At 52.8% G+C, this 19,431-nt stretch carries 13 protein-coding genes; 8 read left to right on the top strand and 5 right to left on the bottom strand.

The genetic code is table 11. The features are described 5' to 3' along the window. The first annotated feature begins 131 nt into the window (after positions 1-131). On the top strand, positions 132-800 hold the full coding sequence (locus BLP78_RS00530; protein ID WP_176752742.1) for an ankyrin repeat domain-containing protein: 669 nt from the start codon (positions 132-134) through the stop codon (positions 798-800). A 91-nt stretch (positions 801-891) separates the two neighbouring features. On the opposite strand, the gene BLP78_RS00525 is transcribed toward BLP78_RS00530, so the two are convergent. Together BLP78_RS00525 and BLP78_RS00520 are read right to left on the bottom strand one after the other, a co-directional pair. After that, positions 892-2,175 (bottom strand): cytochrome P450, encoded by a 1,284-nt coding sequence (locus BLP78_RS00525; protein WP_090455304.1) that lies wholly within the window; start codon positions 2,173-2,175, stop codon positions 892-894. Between the two features lie 242 nt (positions 2,176-2,417). After that, positions 2,418-4,601, bottom strand: a complete 2,184-nt coding sequence (locus BLP78_RS00520; protein WP_305367053.1) for a di-heme-cytochrome C peroxidase — start codon at positions 4,599-4,601, stop codon at positions 2,418-2,420. A gap of 749 nt (positions 4,602-5,350) precedes the next feature. Here BLP78_RS00520 and BLP78_RS00515 point away from each other — a divergent pair. The 5 genes from BLP78_RS00515 to mgtE all read left to right on the top strand — a co-directional run bounded on the left by BLP78_RS00515 (position 5,351) and on the right by mgtE (position 11,444). Continuing rightward, positions 5,351-7,204 carry a ribonuclease catalytic domain-containing protein gene (locus BLP78_RS00515; protein WP_090455302.1) on the top strand — a complete coding sequence of 618 codons (1,854 nt, stop codon included), beginning with the start codon at positions 5,351-5,353 and terminating at the stop codon, positions 7,202-7,204. 161 nt (positions 7,205-7,365) lie between these two features. Continuing rightward, positions 7,366-8,262: an energy transducer TonB gene (locus BLP78_RS00510; protein ID WP_256329916.1), complete on the top strand. Its 897-nt coding sequence runs from the start codon at positions 7,366-7,368 to the stop codon at positions 8,260-8,262. 60 nt (positions 8,263-8,322) lie between these two features. Beyond that, positions 8,323-9,150, top strand: a complete 828-nt coding sequence (gene aroE, locus BLP78_RS00505; protein ID WP_090455297.1) for a shikimate dehydrogenase — start codon at positions 8,323-8,325, stop codon at positions 9,148-9,150. Between the two features lie 32 nt (positions 9,151-9,182). Further along, positions 9,183-9,875, top strand: coding sequence for a monofunctional biosynthetic peptidoglycan transglycosylase (gene mtgA, locus BLP78_RS00500; protein ID WP_090455295.1), 693 nt, complete (start codon positions 9,183-9,185; stop codon positions 9,873-9,875). Positions 9,876-10,001: 126 nt separating this feature from the next. After that, complete coding sequence (gene mgtE, locus BLP78_RS00495) at positions 10,002-11,444, top strand: magnesium transporter (protein WP_090455292.1); 1,443 nt, start codon at positions 10,002-10,004, stop codon at positions 11,442-11,444. Positions 11,445-11,491: 47 nt separating this feature from the next. Here the strand turns inward: mgtE and lysA are convergent, their stop codons facing one another. Both lysA and BLP78_RS15060 read right to left on the bottom strand, forming a co-directional pair. Continuing rightward, on the bottom strand, positions 11,492-12,748 hold the full coding sequence (gene lysA / locus BLP78_RS00490; RefSeq protein WP_090455290.1) for a diaminopimelate decarboxylase: 1,257 nt from the start codon (positions 12,746-12,748) through the stop codon (positions 11,492-11,494). Further along, the gene (locus BLP78_RS15060; RefSeq protein ID WP_143002853.1) at positions 12,748-12,915 is read right to left on the bottom strand and encodes an LPS translocon maturation chaperone LptM; all 168 of its coding nucleotides are present in this window, start codon (positions 12,913-12,915) and stop codon (positions 12,748-12,750) included. Before BLP78_RS15060 ends, lysA begins: the two co-directional genes overlap by 1 nt. A gap of 269 nt (positions 12,916-13,184) precedes the next feature. Between BLP78_RS15060 and BLP78_RS00485 the strand changes: the two genes are divergently transcribed. Continuing rightward, positions 13,185-13,859, top strand: a complete 675-nt coding sequence (locus BLP78_RS00485) for an epoxyqueuosine reductase QueH (protein WP_090455288.1) — start codon at positions 13,185-13,187, stop codon at positions 13,857-13,859. A 229-nt stretch (positions 13,860-14,088) separates the two neighbouring features. After that, positions 14,089-14,763 (top strand): O-methyltransferase, encoded by a 675-nt coding sequence (locus BLP78_RS00480; protein ID WP_090455286.1) that lies wholly within the window; start codon positions 14,089-14,091, stop codon positions 14,761-14,763. A gap of 229 nt (positions 14,764-14,992) precedes the next feature. On the opposite strand, the gene BLP78_RS00475 is transcribed toward BLP78_RS00480, so the two are convergent. After that, on the bottom strand, positions 14,993-19,186 hold the full coding sequence (locus BLP78_RS00475; protein WP_090455282.1) for an NACHT domain-containing protein: 4,194 nt from the start codon (positions 19,184-19,186) through the stop codon (positions 14,993-14,995). Positions 19,187-19,431 lie beyond the last annotated feature (245 nt).

The raw sequence follows: 19,431 nt of genomic DNA, 5'->3' as shown, positions 1-19,431 counted from the left end.
GGATCGACTTACTTCGGCGGTGCGGCAGGAATCAATCGAATCAGCGGGAACGGCGAACACAGTGTGAGCCGGAATGACGGCAGCGCAACTATCAGTCCTGCCGCAACTCAAATTAGGATATGAGGATTGGTATGAAAAACGAAATTGGAATAATCGGCAGAAGTCTCTCTATTTTCGGCGCGCTATTTTTATTGTGCACATCAGCGAGTACGTGGGCTGATAAAGATGAGGAAAGCCTTATTGCTGCATCCGGCAACGGCGATCTCTCGCGGGTCAAGATACTACTCGCCACAAAAGTCAATGTGAATGCGCGCGCACCCGACGGCGTTACCGCCTTGATAGCGGCGTCCCAGGGCGGCTACGAAGAGGTAGCGCAAGCGCTGATCCAGGCCAAGGCGGATGTAAACGCAAAGATGAGCAACGGCACGACCGCGTTGATGCAGGCTTCGCAGAAAGGTCACCGGCAGGTGGTACAGGAACTGATTGCCGCCAAGGCAGACGTGAATGCCAGGAGAGGCGATGGCGTTACCGTATTGATGCAGGCATCGCAGGAGGGACAACGGCAGATCGTTCAAATGCTGCTTGCCGCCGGGGCCGATGTAAATGCCAGACTAAGCAATGGCGCTACCGCACTCATGCTGGCGTCGCAGATCGGCCATACGGGAGTGGTGCAAACACTGCTTGCCGCCAAGGCCGATGTGAACGCGACGGCAGGTAACGGCGCAACCGCACTCATGCTGGCATCCAAGTATCGTCACCAGGATTTGGTAACACTCCTCAAGGATGCGGGAGCCAGATAGGTACGGACACCGCGGTTGGCGCAGACCTGCCCCAACCGCGGCGGCAAGTCTTATCCGCAGATCGACTCGCTGCGTCCGAACGATGCAGTCTTCATTGTGCGGTCCAGGAAAGGTGGTACTGTTCCGGGAAAGGACCGGCTTTATAGTCGATCGGGGCTTTAGCCGCAATATTCTGCCGGATCAGGACCTGGCGTACCATCTCCGGGATCATGACCATGCCGACGTAGCGTCCCAGGCACTCATGGCTACCGAAGCCGAAATGAAAATAGTTATACCAGTTACGCTTCGGGATGAACTCGTCTGGTGACTCGAACGCTCTCTCATCGAACATTGCCGACAAGGTTACCGGCAGCACATAAGTTCCGGCGCGAAGCAACGTTGCATGTTCCGTGCCCTTGGCCGCGGTATAGTCGCTTTCGCACGTGCGGAACAAATAAGGCGTGATCGGCACGAAACGCAGCGCCTCCCAGACGAAACCATCGAATTCCGCAGTGTTGTTCTGCTGGGCAGCGGTTGTTGCCTTGGCGAGCCATTCCGGACGATCCAGCAGATACTGCATCACCTGCGCAACCGCCTGCGAGGTCGTCTCGATGGCGCCGATCAAAAGACCGCCCGCGTTAATCCCCAGGCGTTTGATGTCGAAATCCACTTGCTTTGGATAATCCGTGCGCAACATTCTGGTCACGATATCATCGTCCAACCGAATGAGGGTTGAGAAGGTGAGTTGTTCAGCCTTTACCTGCAGCAAGCGGCGCGCAATAAGTTCGACGATGAACTTGCCCAGTTCTTTGGAAGTTTCATTGTGACGGTCGATGATGTATTGGGATTTTTCCGGCGGCAGCGCGTCAAAAGGATGGTTATGAAAGGTATCGCATTGGTTCCAGTAAGACCATTCGATCAAATCGGCCCGCTTTGCTCCGGTAAGTCCGAAATATTCCCGCACCAGCGTGGCAGGCACCATGCGGCAATAATTGCCGACCAACTCGATGTTGCCATGGGCATTGTCGAGTATCTCCCTGGAAATATTGCCCACCATTTCGCGCACCGCCGGCAGGTCATCGCGATTCAGCATGCACTGCATCAGCGATTTTTCACGTGTGTGCAGGGCATCGTCATCATGCATCATCAGGTAGTTGCCCATTTTGGGGGCGTAAGGCGCAACCGTGAATACCTTGGGCATGTTCAGCACTTCCCTGACGTCATCGAAGCGTGTAATCAAGGTGCATTTCGACGTCACCAGAATCGGTCGCTTTTCGCGCAATTCCTTAAAAAACGGCAGGGGTTCCGTATCGATCCAACGGCGTACCAATGCAAATTTATCTGAATCGGCGGCGGCATCATATTGCTCGAGGTAACGGCTAGTGCTCGCATTCATCTGTGGCTCCCTATGAGTTTTTAGCTATGAAATGTCAATGATCAGGATTAAACCCAGATAGATAATCCATTAAACGGCTCTGCGAGCCTACCCGAGTGCTGGCGGTCAGTTTGCGGCCATTTTCGCCGCCATTTCTGCTACCTGCGCGGCGTCCATAGATCAGGCCATGGACTTCTCGCAACTGGCAAAACTGTCTCGCAACCTGCCTCGCCATCATCTCGTGTCCTAATGGATTATCTGGGTTAAAGAGTCTTCAGGTATTCAAGCAAGTGGAGGCGGTCCTCCCTGGACATGGGGTACAGGCATCTGTCTTTAATGGAGGGGTCCTCGTCTTTAATGTTTTCATCCGTGCATTGGTCCTTGATCTTCTGGTCTACCGGCCCGTTAGACTCGTCGGCCATGCGTCTTACCCCGTATTCGTGCCCCGCGTTGCTGTTTCCTTTGGTATAGCCCCCGCGATCGTCCTTGACGCCTTTCGTATCGAAGAGGAAACCGTTGTAACCGCTGCTTTTAAAACCCACTTTGGCTGGATCGAACTCGCGCGATCCGACTTCAAACTCGTCAGGGCGATATTCGCCATCGTCCGGGTCTCCCGGGCGTTTTTTCGGCAGCAATAAATCGTAGAGTGTTGGTACCGAACCATTATGTAAATAAGGCGCAGTCGCCCAGATACCATTCAGCGGCCTTGCCTTATAAGCTTTCAGCGAGGCAACCGGATTGGCCGTGGTATCGGGATCGTATTCGCCGCGCTTGATCGAAGGCTTGATCTTGTTGTCGCGATAGCCTGTCGCCAAATTGTAGAGCCACTCGGACCAACGCTGTAAAAACCATTTGTCCGGTTCCGGGTTGGCGACCACCCCTATGGTCGCTTTGGTCAGCAAGGCCGAGACCGGCGCACGCTGATCGAGCAGGATATCGCCTACACCACCGGCGGAAACATACAGGTTGCGCTGAATACCCGAGAAGCCCTGGTAATTTACGCTGTTCTCAGCCATCTGGGGATCGGTGCCGACATCGCTGGCGCGTGACATATGTGCCACGATACGGCGATCGGGATCATCCCGCTTTATATTTGAATGGCAACTGACGCAGTGCCTGTTGAACAAGGATTTTCCTTTCTCAAGACGAGATCTGTCGATCGGCGGAAGGATATTCTCGGGCCATTGCGGAGACTGCAGGCTCAACAGGCGTGCTTCGATACGGCGCAGGTTAAGGACATTGACGGAAGAGTCGTAGCTGATATGCCTGCCGAACAGACCTTGGCCGGTAATAAATGCAGGTAAGGAAAATCCGTCTCTTTCCGTCCAATCCAGGGTGCCGAATACGCCAATCGCTTCCCCCGCGTTGCGGGCGATTGCCTTCAATCCCGAATTTTCGGTAAGACCGTTCCATTGAACGTAATCATGCTGAGGCGTATCCCATAAAAACGGGTAGCTGACCGGCGCGTTAGGCGGATTAAACAGCTTTTTCCTCAGTTTTCCGAGCGGTTCCAATCCCTCCAGGCTTCTGTTTCTGGTCAAGATTGCGAGGAGGTTGTGGACGATCTGGTCACGCTGCTCGCCACTGAGAACCCTGTCCGTATTTCCTGCTATCGACTCCAGCTCTTCTTCACTTATCGCCGCGTTTTTCATTATCCACGGATCACTCAGCAAATCCTTGAGTTCCTTGACGGTCACGATATGTTCCAGAACGCGATTGTAAATGCGTCCAAAGGCATCCAGCCGTGCATAACCGTAATGGGTCGTGCTGTAGTTGATCGTGATGTAACTAGCGAGACGCTCGGTATATTTCTGGAGGTCGGCCTTTACGTCAGCCTCTGTTTTGTATGTTCCCCGCGCCAATACATTTTTCACAAACCGGTTTTGGACCTCTTCATTTTCGCGAGTTGCCTTCATGGCGCGGACGATATCCGCCATGAATGTTTCCATATCAGCCCCTGCCGGGCCGCCGTCGATACGGATACCCTTGCCCTTGTAGTTTATTTGCCCGGTATGGCAGGCAGCGCAAGTCAGGCCCACGTAGTCGTTACCTTTGTATGTATCCTTGACGAAGCCAACCGGCAGCGCATCGGGGTTGCTGGAAGTCGCCTTCTGCGGCAGATAGCGGTAGCGATTCATGTTCTCATTGGATCGTAACGGCTCGGTGGTGCCCTTTTTCTCGAGCACCATGAAGAAATCATAGGGCATCATATCCGACCCCTGCGTCACGCTATAAAACCACAGGCTGTCGGCAGGTTGCCAGTTCTGGCTGGGAAGGTACTCCACCGTATTGAACTGATCGCCAAAAACATCCTGCTGTACCGTGGTTGCACCCCGGTCCGGGTCTTTATCGAATGCTGCACAGGCAGGCAGGAGCGCGGTCAAAAAAACCAGCAGGGGAATGAAAAATACGCGCCGTTTTGCTAACACAGCAGAAGATTGCTTCACGATGGTTCCCTTTACCGAGAATGAGAGGATGAGAATAAGAGCAACGCCCTAATATGATTATAGTTTATTTCCGCAAAATATCTGGCGGCGGCAATGGGCTGTGCTGTTCGGCACAGCCCTGATTGCGCAGTCTCCAAAAGCGATTGACTCCGAAAACCGGCTCGACAGGTGTACGGAGCATCTTGAGAGACTCCGCATGAGCGCGTCGGCTGGCATCAGCTCGATGGGCCTGAGCGTTCTGGAGGCTGGCAGAACATGGCAACGGCTGGGTTCCCCTCGTTTTCCCGTGAGACAGCCTGACAGACGGCCGCTCCAGCACTGCCCATACGGGATTGCTCGCTGTGTTAGTATCCTCGGCAGCTCAATGTGGAATCATTGCCTATTGCTACCCGCTTAGCGGGTGTTTGCGGTGTCCCGGTGTTGCCGGCGATGCACTCTTTGGAGCTATACGCGGGTCCCTGACAGTCTTTGTTATGTAAACGGACGCGCGGAAGAAAACTTTTGCCCTGAATGACAATCAAAGGCACGTATTGTGTGGTTTTCCCGGCATCCCGAGTTGGCAGGCGCCGAAAAGCCGGTGCCGCGCATCGGTATCCACTTCATCGTCAAGTATTCTACCCCAGCCAGAGCGAGTCCTCCGAATCCTGGAAAGGCTACGTTTCGGGCTATAATTTGAGCGGCGGTATGCGACTGAACCGGTGCATTTGCGCTTCCTATAATCTTTAACGGCGTTCTCCGCAAACCATTTCATGAATGTTTTTTACGAAGAGGAAGGCACCTTCAAGGTGGGTTCAATACTTGCCGACAACACGACCTCGCTTCAAGTGGAGGCGCCTCACGGCAAGCGTGCAAAAATAAAAGCGGCTTCGGTGCTGCTTCGGTTTGACGCGCCCTCGCTGTCCGAATTCATGGATCTTGCGCAAAAGAAGGCAGAAGATCTGGATCCCGATTTTCTTTGGGAATGTTGCGAGATCGAGGCGGAGTTCGCCAGCGATGCGCTGGCTGCGGATTATTTCGGTCACGCCGCCACGCCGGAGGAAGCGGCGGCGGTATTGATACGGCTGCACAGTGCGCCAATGTATTTTTACAAGAAAGGTCGCGGGCGCTATAAGGCTGCGCCACCGAAAGCGCTCGAGGCGGCGCTTGCGAGCCAGGAAAAAAGACGTCGCCAGGCGGAACAACAGGCGCGCTATATACAATTATTGAGCGAGTTCACGCTACCGGAAGAATTCAAGCCGTTGCTATCCGGCCTGCTCTATCGTCCCGACAAGAATACAGTCGAGTGGAAAGCACTTGATGCCGCTTGTACTGCAAGCAAACTGAGCGTTTCCCGATTGCTGGAGAAATGCGGTGCTATCCCCTCCACGCATGACTATCATCTCAACCGTTTTCTGCTGGAGCATTTTCCTGAAGGTACGGAGTTCGGGGTATTCGAGTGCGGGGAGTTGCATGCCCCGGTGGATTTGCCCATTGCGGATGTGGCTGCCTTCAGTATAGATGATGTCACCACTACGGAAATTGACGATGCCTTTTCGGTGACTCCGCTCACGCTGGGGAGCGTTCGCATCGGTATCCATATCGCTGTCCCGACGTTGGGCATCGCACCGGGTTCACCGATGGATACCCTGGCGGCAGAGCGCCTGTCAACCGTATACATCCCGGGCCAGAAGATCACGATGTTTCCGGACGCCGTGATACAGCACTATACGTTGTGCGAAAAACGGCTGTGCCCGGTGGTCTCGATGTATCTCGACGTCGCGGATGACTTCACTGTTTTCGCCACAAGCAGCCGTATCGAACAAGTGAGGGTCGCCGCCAACCTCAGACATGACACGCTGGAAGCGCATTTTAACGAACATACCCTGGCGGGAGGTAAGCTGGATCATCCTTTCGGAAAAGAGTTGCTATCGCTCTGGAACTTCGCCTGCAAGGCGGAAGCGCTCCGGGGCAAGGCCAACGACAGCAATAACGAGCGAATCGATTATTGCTTCAGCGTCAAGGATGATCGTATCGATATCAGTCAGCGCCGGCGGGGCTCCCCGATTGACAAGGTGGTATCGGAATTGATGATTTACGTTAATTCCGAATGGGGTAAGCTGCTTGCAGATAACAGCGTTGCCGGCATCTATCGTAGCCAGGGTGGCGGCAAGGTTAAAATAAGTACCTCTCCCGCACCGCATCAGGCACTGGGCGTTTCGCAGTATGCATGGATCAGTTCGCCTATGCGCCGGTATGTCGATTTCATCAATCAGCGTCAACTGATCGCGCTGTTGCGCGGAGAGACACCGCCTTACACGAGAGAGGGCGAGAGTCTGCAGACATTCATGCGGGATTTTGAAGCGACTTATGAGGTTTACGGAGATTTTCAGCGCAGCATGGAGCGCTACTGGTGCCTGCGTTGGCTGTTGCAGGAAAATATCAGCACAACCGGGGCGCAGGTATTGAAAGAAAATCTGGTGAAGCTGGACCGCCTTCCACTGGTAGCACGGGTTGCCTCGCTACCGGAAGTGCCGCCTGAAACGAATGTCGAGGTTGAGATTTCCAATATCGATTTGCTGGAGCTTACTTTCAATACAAAATTCCTGCATAAACAGGAAGCATGAAATTATTCTTGCATTCCATGTGACGAATGGGGTTTTATTGTTTAAAATGACGCCGGAAACACCGAACAAGTCGGCCGTCGTGCCTCTGCTTCCAGCTCGGGAATTCATCCGCATGCTCCATAAAAACCTTTCCTCAATCTAGTGTCCGCACGGTTCCGAGATTGAGCGCCGCTCCGAATATATCCGGTTTCGACACGATGGCAACTCGCGGCTGGTTGCTGGATGGGTCTTCACGCCTGAAGCTGGCGATATTGATATCCGTGGTCTGCCATGCCGCAGTTTTGTTCGGCATCAACTTCAAGTCTCCCATTCTGAAAGACAGCAAAACCGGTAACCCTCTGGAAGTGGTATTGGTGAACAGCAAGTCCGCGTCCAAACCGGGTAAGGCAGATGCGTTGGCGCAGGCCAATCGCAGCGATCGCCGGGCGGAAACTCCAATTCCGCTTGCGCTAAAGAATAATCAAGCGGTGGAGACCGACACAGCAAGCCAGGAAGCAAAGCAGCTTGAACAGGAAGCGCAACAACTGACGACTGAGGCCAATAGCGACGAACTCATGTACCAGGCTGAGCCTCCGTTAGCGCAGTCCGAACGTAGCCGGAATGCGATTGACACCGCCGGTCTGGTTCAGCGCAGCCTGGAACTCGCACGGCTCGAAGCGCAGACCCCGGTGAATTATGAGGCTCATCAACACAGCCTGAAGCGCAAATTCATCGGCGTCCGTACCCGGGAATTCCGCTTCGCTCGTTATGCCGAAGATTGGCGCCTCAAGGTGGAACGGATCGGCAACCTTAACTACCCTGAAGCGGCCAGACGGGAGGGGCTTTATGGAAAACTGCAACTCACCGTTGGGATCAAGTCCGATGGCAGTCTTGAATCCATTGAAATAAACCGCTCATCGGGGAGAAAGGTTCTGGATGAAGCAGCGATACGCATCGTCAACCTGGCCGGGCAAAATGGATTCGCTCCTTTTCCCCCCGACATCAGTCGAGATACCGACATCCTCCACATTACGCGCACCTGGGTATTTACCCGTTCGGACGAACTGGCAAGCGAATGAAAACGCAGGCCCCAAGCCTGCCGCCTTTCGTATATCTTTTACCATTCAAGCAGTTGGCTAATGACCGATTTCTATGCCGTCATCGGCAACCCTGTTGCCCACAGCAAGTCACCGCTGATTCATGCCGAGTTTGCGCGGCAAACAGGTCAGGATATACATTATGAAGCCATTCTGGCGCCGATGGATGCGTTCGCCGCAACGATAGCGGGTTTCAGGGCGCGTGGCGGCAAAGGTGTGAACGTCACTGTTCCATTCAAGCTTGAAGCCTGCAGGATTTCCACCCGCCTCACCGAGCGGGCAGAGGCGGCAGAGGCGGCGAACACGCTGGCGTTTGATGCCAGAGGCATCTTCGGTGATAACACCGATGGTGCCGGATTATTGCGTGACATCGTAGCCAATCTGAAATTTTCACTTACAGGCAAGCAGGTTTTGCTCATGGGCGCCGGAGGAGCGGCCCGCGGTGTCGTGTTGCCCTTATTGGAACACAACCCTTGCCTGTTGACTGTCGCGAATCGTACCAGACAAAAAGCCGATGCGTTGCAGCAGCGGTTTTCGCGCTATGGAAACATCGTGTCCGCCGGTTACGATGATCTGGGCGGAACGAAATTCGATCTCGTCATTAACGCCACCTCTGCCAGCCTGGATGGTAAACTTCCGGCGCTGCCGTCCGGCATTTTTTCCAGTGCATCGCTGGCTTACGACATGATGTACGGCAATGGGCATACCCCTTTCCTGCAATTTGCAAAGCAACAGGGCGCAGGTCGTCTGGCTGATGGTATCGGCATGCTGGTGGAGCAGGCAGCGGAATCGTTCTTCCTGTGGCGTGGACTGAGACCACGAACGGAGTCGGTGATTGAAATGCTCGGATCGCATGGCGCGATACGTTGAAAATATAAGGTTGCGGCAGCAAACGCATGAGAATGTTCTTCAAGCGCTGGTTCTGGCGCCTCTTTTTGCTGCTTGTCGGCATCGTCTTCGCCTATCAATCCTGGATTTTCGGCCATGTCGTCTATTGGAATTCTTACAACCCTTCCTCCAGCGCCTTCATGGAAGATCGGCTGGCAGTATTACGGCAAGGAAATACAGCGGCGGCATTGCGCATGCAATGGGTTCCTTACGAACGGATTTCTCCCAATCTCAAGCGGGCGATCATCGCCGCGGAGGACAGCAAATTCCTGGCGCACGAGGGGTTCGATTTCGATGCTATTCAGAACGCGTATCAGAAAAACGTGAAAAAGCGCAAGCTTGTTGCGGGCGGTTCCACCATCAGTCAGCAACTGGCAAAGAATTTATTTCTTTCCAGTGAAAAAACCCCGGGGCGCAAGATTCAGGAAGCCATCATCACATTGATGCTGGAAAACGTAATGTCCAAACGCCGTATCCTGGAAATCTATCTGAATGTGATTGAATGGGGAAACGGCGTGTTCGGGGCAGGGGCTGCCATCCCCTACTATTACGGCGTTTCCGCTTCTTCAATTACTGCGGAACAAGCTGCCCGCCTTGCGGCCATGGTTACCAACCCCCGCTTTTACGACAAGCACCGTAATACCCCCTGGCTATCGAAGAAAACCGGGATCATCCTCAGCCGAATGGCATCGGCGCAAATTCCATGACAATATAAAAGGGTTGGAATGCGGCGGACGGAATAATGCTTATTTTGCATTCCGCACCCCCGCTGTCATAATATCCGACCCAATTTTTCCCTACAATCACGCCATCCGGTTCCAGGGCGACCCGTCATGACAAAAGTAAATAACCTCAGGGAAACAGAAAATCTGCAAGAGCATCTGCAACGGGTAGTCTACTTGTTGCACGAGCACAGGCTGGCCGAGAGCCTTGCGCATGCCCAGGCAGCGCCAGACCGGGAGTTCGAGGAAGAACGGCTGGATAAACAGAATCTGGCTGAGCTGCAAAAGTTCCTGGACAAGCTTCACCCTGCGGATATTGCGCACATTCTGGAGGCGATGCCGCTCGAAGACCGCCTTTTGATCTGGGATCTGGTCAACGCGGAGCGTGACGGCGAAATTCTTCTGGAAGTTTCGGACGCGGTACGTGAAACGCTGATCGCTACGATGGACAGGCGCGAGATGCGGGCCGCGGCGGAGCAGCTTGACGCCGACGAGATTGCCGACATTGCCTCGGATTTTCCACGTTATATTCTCGATGATGTATTCCAGTCGCTTCCGATGGAGGAGCGCGAGAAATTGCGCGCCGCCATGTCTTATTCGGAGGACTCGGTCGGCGCACTGATGGATTTTGACGTTGTGACCATTCGTGAGGATGTCACGCTGGAAGTGGTGCTGCGTTATTTGCGGCGGCTGGATGAATTGCCGGATCATACCGACCAGTTATTCGTCGTGGATCGGGAAGAGTATCTCAAGGGCGTGCTGCCGCTCAACCGCCTGTTGGTCAGCGATCCGGGCGCGCAGGTCGCTTCGGTGATGACTACCGAAATGACAGTGTTTCATCCCGAGGAGAAGGCGCATCGGGCGGCGCAGGCGTTCGAGCGCTACGACCTTGTTTCGGCCGCTGTGGTAAATGCGGAAGACAAGCTTGTCGGGCGCGTGACCGTTAATGCGGTAATGGACTTTATCCGCGAGGAATCGGAAAGCGAAGCGCTGAGCCTGGCTGGCCTGCGGCAGGAAGAGGATCTGTTTGCACCGGTATGGAAAAGCTTGAAGAACCGCTGGACATGGCTGGCCATTAATCTGGTGACCGCTTTTATTGCCTCGCGCGTGATAGGCGTATTTGAAGATTCGATTGAAAAACTGGTAGCGCTGGCAGCGCTAATGCCGATTATTGCCGGGGTCGGTGGCAATTCCGGTAATCAGACAATTACCATGATCGTGCGAGCGCTTGCCTTGGGGCAACTTGATCCGAGGAATGCCCGGATGCTGCTTGGCAAGGAAATCAGTTTGAGCGCCGTGAATGGCCTGATGTGGGGCAGCGTGGTAGGGATATTCGCTTTCCTTATTTACCGCAGCATTCCCTTGAGCCTGGTAATGATGTTGGCAATGATGCTGAATTTACTGCTGGCGGCAATAGTGGGTGTGCTGATACCGCTGACCCTGCATAAATTCGGCCGCGACCCGGCGGCAGGCTCCAGCGTGATGATTACCGCCGTTACCGATAGTGGAGGTTTTTTTATTTTTCTGGGGCTGGCTACCATTTTTCTGGTGTAACAAATTCAGCAGCGGCATCGCATCAGTTGAAACTGTGCAGTGCCAAGCTAGGGCAGGATTTTCTCGCCGGCGGTCAATTGCTCGATGGATTCGCGTTCGCGAACAAGATGAACATGGTCGCCATCGACCATCACTTCGGCGGCGCGGGGGCGAGTATTATAATTCGAGCTCATGCTCATGCCGTATGCCCCAGCGGACATGATGGCGAGCAAATCTCCCTGGCGCAATGCCAGGTTCCGGTCATGTCCCAGAAAGTCGCCCGTTTCGCAAACGGGGCCGACCACCTGATAGGTTTTAGCGCTAATGTCATCCTTGGCATTAACGGGGAGAATTTCATGATAAGCATCGTATAACGCCGGGCGCATCAGGTCATTCATCGCCGCATCCACAATGGCGAAGTCGCGATGGGGCGTATGCTTGAGATACTCAACCCGCGTGAGCAATATACCGGCGTTTCCCACCAAGGCGCGGCCGGGCTCAATCAGGATGCGCTGCCTACGCTGACCGATGCCGGCGCACAACACATCGACATATTCCCGGACGAGAGGCGGATTTTCCCCGGAATAACGAATTCCCAACCCGCCGCCTAAATCCAGGTGATCGATTTGCAAGCCCTGCGCTTCGAGACGGTCCAGCAGCCCCAGCATTTTTTCGCAGCTTTCGATGAAAGGGTCGAGTTCGGTCAACTGCGAGCCTATGTGGCAATCGAGTCCGGCAACGCGCACGTTGGAAAACTCATGAGAGGAGGCATAAAGCGATTCCGCCTCATCGAAGGGAATACCGAATTTATTCTCCTTGAGGCCGGTGGAAATATACGGGTGGGTTCTGGCATCGACGTCGGGATTGACCCGCAGGCTCACGGGTGCGATTTTATTCATCTCCCCGGCGACTTGATTCAATACCCTCAACTCCGCTCCCGATTCCACATTGAAGCAGAGTATTCCTGCGTCAAGCGCGGCCCGCATCTCTTCAGGCCGCTTGCCGACCCCCGAAAAAACGACTTTTTTCGGATCGCCCCCGGCTTTCAGCACCCTCTGCAGTTCACCGCCCGAGACAATATCGAAGCCGCTGCCGAGGCGGGCGAACAGATTGAGAATAGCCAGATTGGAATTGGCCTTGACTGCGTAGCACACCAGATGGTCGCGCGCGCCAAAAGCGGCGTCGAATTCCCGGTAGGCGGCAGTGAGCGCGGCGCGCGAATAAATATAGCAAGGCGTGCCGAATTCCCGGGCAATGCGATCCAGCTCAACCGATTCACCGCATAGCCTGCCATTGCGATAATTGAATGAAGGGAAGCCGCTCACTACATCTTCTCTTCATCTGAAGGCTGTTGAGGCTGGGGGGCAGGTGACTTCTGCGGGGTGGACGAGTTCTGTGGCGGAGGCGCTTTCTGCGGAAGATAGAGAGGCGCTTTAAGGCCGCAGGCACTGAGCAGCAAGACTATCACGACGACGGAAGAGAGCGTACGCATGGGTTAACCCAGGAATGATGAGGTGGAAATACTAACACAAAGATCAGCAACCACTGACTACGTCCCGAGGTTTTCCGGCAATGTCCTCAGGGTCTTACAATTCCGATTTATCGAGGCAGCCAGGGTGCCGTGCTTCGCTGGCTACGCTGCGTGAATCATTTTCCGCCAGCGCGGCAGATGCGGAGCTCGAACCAAAGAAAAGCCTTCCCGGCACCCGGAAAAGGCGGCTGTCGGTGGAAAAATACAGGCAAGTCTGTTAGCCTAATGCCATGGACGAAACGAAAAGACCGAGTCTCATCCCACCCGGTGGCGAGAAGAAGGTATTGCTGCATTCCTGTTGCGCGCCCTGCTCAGGGGAAGTCATGGAGGCCATGCTGGCCTCCGGAGTCAACTACACCATTTTTTTCTACAACCCCAATATTCATCCCGAGCGCGAATACCTTCTGCGCAAGAATGAAAATATCCGGTTTGCAGACAAGCACGGCATTGAATTCATAGATGCCGATTACGACACGGAAAACTGGTTTGCGCGCGCCAAAGGCATGGAGCGGGAGCCCGAACGCGGCATCCGGTGCACCATGTGCTTCGACATGCGCTTCGAACGCACTGCGCTGTATGCATTCGAGAACGGCTTTCCGGTGATAACCAGCTCTCTCGGCATTTCGCGCTGGAAGAACATGGAGCAGATCAACGATTGCGGCCGCCGCGCGGCAGGGCGTTATGATGGGCTGGTCTACTGGGATTACAACTGGCGAAAGGGTGGCGGTTCCGCGCGTATGATCGAAATCAGCAAGCGCGAGGAGTTTTATCAGCAGGAGTATTGCGGTTGCGTCTACTCGTTGCGCGATACCAACCGGCACCGGCGAAGCCAGGGCCGCCCCCTGATCGAGCTCGGCTCCCAGTTTTATGGTTTCCCGGCGGAGAAGGATGAGCCGTCGAGCTAGCAGCCTGTCCGTGATCGAAAAGCAAAGACCGGTTTCGAGTGCTTTGTTCAAGTTGCTGAATGATCCCGATTAGCCAAGGCCGCAAAGCGCCATGGGGGCGATGTTTCGCCATGAAGAAGACAGCTATTGGTTAACTGGGGCGCGCCATGAGGTAAGTTCGGGCGTGCCGGAAAGCGGGCCGCATGGCCATGCGCATTTGCGATAAAAAAACAAGAAGGAGACATTCAGCATGAGTCTGGAACAATGGTCCGCCGTGGATGCGTATTTTTCGGAGATGCTGATACCCACCGACCCGGTGCTGGAGGCAGCCCTGAAGCATTGTACCGACGCAGGGTTGCCGTCGATAAATGTCGCGCCGAACCAGGGGAAGCTGCTGCATATGCTGGCGCAAATCCGGGGCGCCCGCCGCATTCTCGAAATTGGCACGCTAGGCGGATACAGCACCATCTGGCTGGCGCGGGCGCTCCCGTCCGGCGGCTCGCTCATTTCGCTGGAGGTGAGCCCAGCCCATGCGGAGGTCGCCCGGAAAAACATCGAGGCGGCCGGTTTATCGGATATTGTCTCGGTCATTGTCGGCAGGGCTGCCGATACCCTGGAAAAGCTCGCAGCCGATCATGTAGAGCCGTTCGATCTCGTATTCATCGATGCGGACAAGGAAAACAATCCGGCGTACCTGAAGGGCGCGCTGAAGCTGTCGCGGCAGGGGACGCTGATCATTTGCGACAATGTCGTTCGCAAGGGCCGGGTGATGGATGCGGATAGCAGCGACCCGGACGTGCAGGGAACGCGGCACTTCTTTGAACTTCTGGCCGCCGAACCGCGATTGAATTCGACTGCAATTCAGACCGTGGGCATAAAGGGATGGGATGGTTTGTCGGTCTCGATTTTTACAGGTCCCAGTTGATCGGAGTGTGATTCGGCATGGACCGATAATGTTTCGGCGAGAGGTCAGAAATTAACTTCTGAACAGGTCTCACGCGAGCGTAGCGCGGCCTTGTGGTATCCCCAAGCAGCTTTTTTCCATTGGTTCCCCGGTAGTCCGCAGAGATTGGGCAGCAGGGATAATTTTCGGCCCTTTGCCCATCCGTGGAATCGGTCCCCACTTCTTGATAGTTAATGCAGTCGATGCTCGATCAGTACGTTGCATCAAGCACAAAAACAGACAGTTTTCCTTTATCTTCAGAACGCGAATTGATTTGTATATTTAGTTTGGCCAGGAGTTCTTCCTTTGAGCCTTTGAAAATGCAATTGCTATTGCTATTGCGTTTCCAGCGATCACAATGGAACCATCCAACTAGGTAAATTCCACAAGCTTCACTAGCCAACTTCAAATAACGATCTGAAAGCTGATTTTGCATGGCAGTCAGAAGTTCTTTGTTCCAACAGCCCTTGTTTTCGATGATGACAGAGATGGAGCGTCCATCTTTATTTTTGGCCTCGACTTTAAGATCGGTACGCTCACCTATGCCGTGTTCCTTAAGGTTTCTGATCTGTACTTCTCTGTCGATGACGAATGTTGGTAAATCTCTTTCCAGGAAAAACTTAACGAAATCTGTTACACGATCTTCGCTTTTAGGCCGCCCAGACTTGCCATTATCGGATAGGTCCCATAAAAATGGGGCCAATGGTGTTTGACCATGTAACTTTTCTTGCAAACGTTCCAATGACCCTAGTACTGCAACCTTGAGTTCGGCGCTACTCCGGGCTAGCCGCGCATCTGGGCGATGTGTGTAGGTAATCAATTTAGCCGGAGAAAGCGCTTGCAAACTGGTCTTTCGAAACGATTTCCGTGCTTCATTAAGCATATATTTTAGCCAGTCTCGATCTGGGAATTGATCGCAGATCCTATGTAATGCATCTATGGCGCCTTGTGTACCCAAGCCAGATAAATAGCTAGGACAGTGGTCGCGGATATATCCAATGCGATCACGAGCCGTTACCGAATGAACTTTGCCGTCTTTGCCGTGATAGCAATTATCCTTTGTGACAGGGAAGTGTTCTTCAAGCCAGATATATAACTTGGCTATCTCTGGCTCTGTGAGACTGATCAGAATGCTGCTATCCCTGTTTGAATAATAGGCAAGATCAAGTAGTAAGTTCTCACCGAAAGAAACGTTATCGCATATCATTTCCCAAATAAACTGCCAACTCCTTCGAGGTTGATGGGCAACCAGTGCTTTGGCTGCAACTAGGGCAGCCGTCGGGTTATCAGTCGCTTTGACAAGGCGACACGCAAACTCAAAGGCGGTTTCGTCGTTGTGCTCCAACAGTACGTCCAGCAAAGTTTTTATTTGTTCGTGAGTCAGACTGGGTTTGATTAGAAACTCATGTAGGAGGGCGGCAACATGCGTGTCCCAGATAGCAGCCAGTTCGCTAACTCCATCTGTTCGCCGCGAAATACCGATGTCCCGGCTAATTAGGTAGTGAAAAGTGTCTAATACGGCTTTGGATGCTTTCTCGTACGCAAGTTTTATTATGCCTTGACGTTGTTCATTTGCATTATCAAATCGGTAAGCGACCAGCCATACAGCCCAGCGGGACCATGTTTCTGGAGTCACGACTGTAAGAGATTGTGGAGATTCGTCGAACAGAAGCCGTATTGCCAAGTAGGTGGCGGCATATGAATAGCTAATAGAATTGTCAGGAGGAAATATTTCTTCTTGAGTGAGACATTCATTTCTAAGCCATGCTTCGGCACAACGTAAAATACTTGATCGCTCAGTTGACGTGGCGCGTTGCCATCCCGGAAACTTCGTGATGTTTTCAAAATTCCATGAATAATGAATCGCGTCATCGGGTAAGGACATCTCCCACCACAACCGCATCCAGGCATCATTTTTTCCAGCTTCAAATTCGTGCAAAGCTTCTGTGACGCGACCAGGTGGTGGAGGATCAAGAGGAACAACTTTTTTCCGTTCTCGCTCCAGCTGCTGAGCATGTTGTTCTTTTAGTATCAGTGCAGTTTCTGAATCCAGCAAAATCGGCGCCATAAATCGATCAACGATTTCGGCCAGCGGTGATTCAGAATGAAAAGTATCGTTATAAGCGACGGAAACAACGGCATCCAACCATGTCGCATCAGCATCAAATCGCAGAAAGAAATCAATACATTTTGCCAGTTTGGTCCGCAAACTCAACGATATATTTGTCCGATAGCATTCCACGAGCCAAGTGGCATCCCTAGGTAGAATAATCCGGTTTTCTCCTGCAACTAAGCTCATCAAATCGCGCTTGCTATCGACTTTGGAATGGGTAACCAGCAATGACATAATTGTCACTCTTCTTTTTCCATCATCCTGTTCCAGCCAGCCTATTTCACGTTTGCCGCGCCGGTTAAATATACTTTCATATCTTTCCAGGCAACTCCAAATCATTTCGGCAAATGCGCTCAATACATGGGGGTCATCAAGCTTGTGCCATGCTTCCATCATAATGGTATCTTTAAGATGATCGATCTCAAAGTCTGGATAGTTTTTGCCATTATCGATAATCCATTGAAGGGCAATGATCAGATCACCCACGGAAAAATGCTTCACGAAATCTTTCGGCGTGTAGCGGAAATCACCAAGACAGCCCACATTCTGTGTCTGCAAAATTACCTCAAAGATCTCTTTTGTGGAGATATATGTTGGCCAGAGCGCTGGAATGACAGCCGCCTTAAGCCTGTCTTCCGGGTCATCCCCCGCCTCCCCAAAGGCGATCGGGCGCAGACGGGCAAGTTGGCTGTCATGGGCGAGGTTGGTGGCTGCATGGGCTGCGCTTAATCGAAGATAATGTGCCTCACTCTGGTTTAGTGCTAAAGAGATAAGTTCATATGTCAACTCTTTGATCTCACAAGCTGCAGCAATTTCCATGGCAGCATTGCGCGCAGCATGATATGCCTCCTTATCCAAAAGGTAAGGCCGAAGCTGGTCGACTAAGGCGGGGTGAGCCAGTTTGCGATAATGCTGACGCAATCCTAAATCCCGGTCGAATTCGGCTTTTGTAGCAAATGTTCTGAGTAATGTTGCCGTGAGGTAAGCTTTCTGTTTATCGGTCGTATCCGATAAATCGGTGCGCAGCAAAAGTAGTGATTCCGTCTCTACCAGAGCTGTGAATACATTTCCATCAAGCGCTGCCAACCAGATTGCGGTTTCGGCATATTGTGGTGGGATTCTGCTGTCATCAGGGTGGAGTAAAAGTGGCAGTATCCGGCCGGTGTCAAGTCCGTGGGAGTGCAGATACCAAGCGGCCAAAAATTCAATGTACGACTGGTGGGCGAAACCTATCCTGTTGTTGTCCCGTCCTGAAAAGAGAGCACATTCGATGGTTTCTCGGAACGCATGAGAGTCGAGGAGGAAATCCTGCCCATCAGCATGCTCTATATTGCCTAAGATATCGCGTTCAATGAGATCAGCAGTTTCAGCTTCCCAAGCGTCACCATACCAAATGGTCGACCTGTGGCCGAATACCATTTGGGCAGCGATGCGTCCGGCAACAGCCATGCGTTGACGAGCGTTTAATTTTCCAGTGTGACGTGATTCTATCTTACGGAAAACGTTGCGTTCGTCAGCGAGCATTTGGCAACCAAGCTGATAGAGTTCTGATCGTTGTTTAGGTAGGCCGGCCGATCGGCCAAATAGACCGAACAGCATGTTAAGCGTGTTGGGATGGCTGGCGAGTGGCTGAATTTCCTTGAGTTGGACTTCGTTAGAGAAAGCTTTGCCATCTAAGCCACGGTCTGTGGCGGCACACATGATGTCTTTTTGGCGCAACGGAGCTAACTCGAATATACCTATAGGATCAGCGGCATCGCTTCTGCTCAGCCAAAGCTCGCGTAGTTCATCAGTAAAATGTGCTGGCCAATCAGCCGTTCGGCAGGTCAGCCGCAAGGAAAGGCGATCTCTTGGCAGAACTTTTAACTGGCTGGCCAGAATTCTTACGACGTTGCGAATTGTCAGGCTGCATTCATCCAGACTGTCGAGCAACAGCGTTAAGCGATGATGGCCCCGTCGCCACGCCTGTAATTTTTCTGAATCAAAAACGTCACCGATGAGCCGGGTATCATCGTGGTACTGATTCAGTTCCTTGTAAAGGTAAGCTTCCCCTCTAGCTTGCAAGCGAAAGGACTCTTGTTTCAGCGCAGTGGATTTTCCAATTCCTGGCTCACCTAGGAGGATAACAACCGGAATTTCTGTCAGTTGATTGAGGGGTCGAGGTTGGTAGTCGTTGTAATAGAAATGAGCGTATTCGTTTTCGGGATCGTGCAAGAATCCAAGGCCGTCGAGTGGCAGGGATTTGCCCAAAGGAAACCAGAATCGCGTCCAGTTGTGGCTTGGTTTTGTCACTTATTTCGGATTATCAAGCTACCAGCGGAGCTGGCAGTTCTTCTTTCTGTCCGATTAAACATGTCACCGGTATCGTCATCCCTTGCTCAATCCAGGTCATTTTCAGCGTTCAGTGGAATTTTTGATTAAGGATTTCATAGATGTGGTTGAAGCAGCCTATAGCCTATTATGGGTTCCAGGTCTTTCACCAGTAGGTTTCTTTGTTCTATTAGTGGACAAATACACGCGATCGATTTTTATTATAG

The organism is Nitrosospira sp. Nsp1 (assembly GCF_900100985.1).
Classification (GTDB): domain Bacteria; phylum Pseudomonadota; class Gammaproteobacteria; order Burkholderiales; family Nitrosomonadaceae; genus Nitrosospira.
This window is presented reverse-complemented; position numbering and strand designations above follow the sequence as displayed.

What these genes read in the sequence shown, in the direction of transcription:
- BLP78_RS00530 (WP_176752742.1), top strand. Translation starts at nt 132, where the DNA reads ATGAAAAACGAAATTGGAATAATCGGCAGAAGTCTCTCTATTTTCGGC.
- BLP78_RS00525 (WP_090455304.1), bottom strand. Translation starts at nt 2,175, where the DNA reads ATGAATGCGAGCACTAGCCGTTACCTCGAGCAATATGATGCCGCCGCC.
- BLP78_RS00515 (WP_090455302.1), top strand. Translation starts at nt 5,351, where the DNA reads ATGAATGTTTTTTACGAAGAGGAAGGCACCTTCAAGGTGGGTTCAATA.
- aroE (WP_090455297.1), top strand. Translation starts at nt 8,323, where the DNA reads ATGACCGATTTCTATGCCGTCATCGGCAACCCTGTTGCCCACAGCAAG.
- mtgA (WP_090455295.1), top strand. Translation starts at nt 9,183, where the DNA reads ATGTTCTTCAAGCGCTGGTTCTGGCGCCTCTTTTTGCTGCTTGTCGGC.
- mgtE (WP_090455292.1), top strand. Translation starts at nt 10,002, where the DNA reads ATGACAAAAGTAAATAACCTCAGGGAAACAGAAAATCTGCAAGAGCAT.
- BLP78_RS15060 (WP_143002853.1), bottom strand. Translation starts at nt 12,915, where the DNA reads ATGCGTACGCTCTCTTCCGTCGTCGTGATAGTCTTGCTGCTCAGTGCC.
- BLP78_RS00485 (WP_090455288.1), top strand. Translation starts at nt 13,185, where the DNA reads ATGGACGAAACGAAAAGACCGAGTCTCATCCCACCCGGTGGCGAGAAG.
- BLP78_RS00480 (WP_090455286.1), top strand. Translation starts at nt 14,089, where the DNA reads ATGAGTCTGGAACAATGGTCCGCCGTGGATGCGTATTTTTCGGAGATG.